Here is a 964-nt window from a genome sequence, read left to right on the forward strand (position 1 = left end):
CTACAGGAGTGGATTTAAAGGCATATGAAATAAAAGCATTAAACTCACTATCAGGTCAGGAGATAATTAATAGTTACCATAGGTACGAAGCATATATTTTCTATCGTCGAGCTCACAAAGAGAACCCTGAAATATGGTTACAATATGAGAAATTAGTAAAACTACTGATTAAACTAAGGAGATAGGATAAGGCTTTAGAGCAATATCGTGGAATTGGATTTCGTATCACTCAACCTTAGCTACCGGCCGCTTAGATTAATAAACAAGTATATCTAAGCCTTTATTGGCGACCAAATTTAACAGCTTTAAGGAAGCACCATTTGGGGACTTGCCACCTTGCTCCCAAGCTCTAACTGTTGAAGCACTGGTATTTAAATAAGCGGCGAATACCGCTTGGCTAACATGAGCGTGCTCACGAATTGCTTTAATATGCGCGGCATCATATTGCTCGACTTCAGGCAGACACATTGCATCAAACTTCCGCATAGTTTGTCTATCCATAACACCGGCATCATTTAGCCCTTTAGCTGTATCATGCATTACGCCTAAAATACTATTACTCATGATTTTTTACCTCTATTAGCTCGCCTTCATTAATAGCTATTTTGAGTTGCTGCTGTGAATAACTTAGTAACTCTTTCGCCATTAACTTTAGTGCCTTTAATTCTTTTTTATCGATATTGTCTCGTTGGTTTTTAGAAAAGCCAAACATAAAAAATGCTTTATCCGCAACTTTAAAAGCAACTATGGTTCTATAGCCACCTCGTTTACCCTGTCTTTCGCTGGTGCTCGCTTTTTATAAACATGAGCACCTAAGTCCCCATCGTTAAGTCCGTTTTCTAAATCTCTAACAGCATCAATTAACACCTTGTCAGGTAAGCCCTCTTTTGCAGCCCACTTGTTAAACCATTTTGATTTAAATATACCCATAAATATCACACCACCAACTATGACACTTAGTATT

Annotated in this window: 2 protein-coding genes and 1 pseudogene; 1 reads left to right on the forward strand and 2 read right to left on the reverse strand. The window is 37.9% G+C overall.

All coding sequences use genetic code 11. The features are described 5' to 3' along the window. The coding region (locus tag H5072_RS20965; protein WP_220488755.1) for a hypothetical protein at positions 1-185 on the forward strand (185 nt) is incomplete at its 5' end. A 70-nt stretch (positions 186-255) separates the two neighbouring features. On the opposite strand, the gene H5072_RS20350 is transcribed toward H5072_RS20965, so the two are convergent. After that, a complete protein-coding gene (locus H5072_RS20350) occupies positions 256-564 on the reverse strand; it encodes a DNA-binding transcriptional regulator (protein ID WP_182694623.1) in 309 nt (102 codons plus the stop codon). Continuing rightward, positions 557-930 (reverse strand): annotated as a pseudogene (locus H5072_RS21590) (type II toxin-antitoxin system RelE/ParE family toxin). The gene H5072_RS20350 and the pseudogene H5072_RS21590 overlap by 8 nt, the downstream one beginning before the upstream one ends. Between the last annotated feature and the right edge of the window lie 34 nt (positions 931-964).

It is taken from the genome of Pseudoalteromonas sp. SR45-5 (assembly GCF_014163565.1).
GTDB classification, from domain to species: Bacteria; Pseudomonadota; Gammaproteobacteria; order Enterobacterales; family Alteromonadaceae; genus Pseudoalteromonas; species Pseudoalteromonas distincta.

Bases quoted from the DNA above. Each gene is read 5' to 3' on its own strand.
- H5072_RS20350 (WP_182694623.1), bottom strand. From the start codon at position 564: ATGAGTAATAGTATTTTAGGCGTAATGCATGATACAGCTAAAGGGCTA.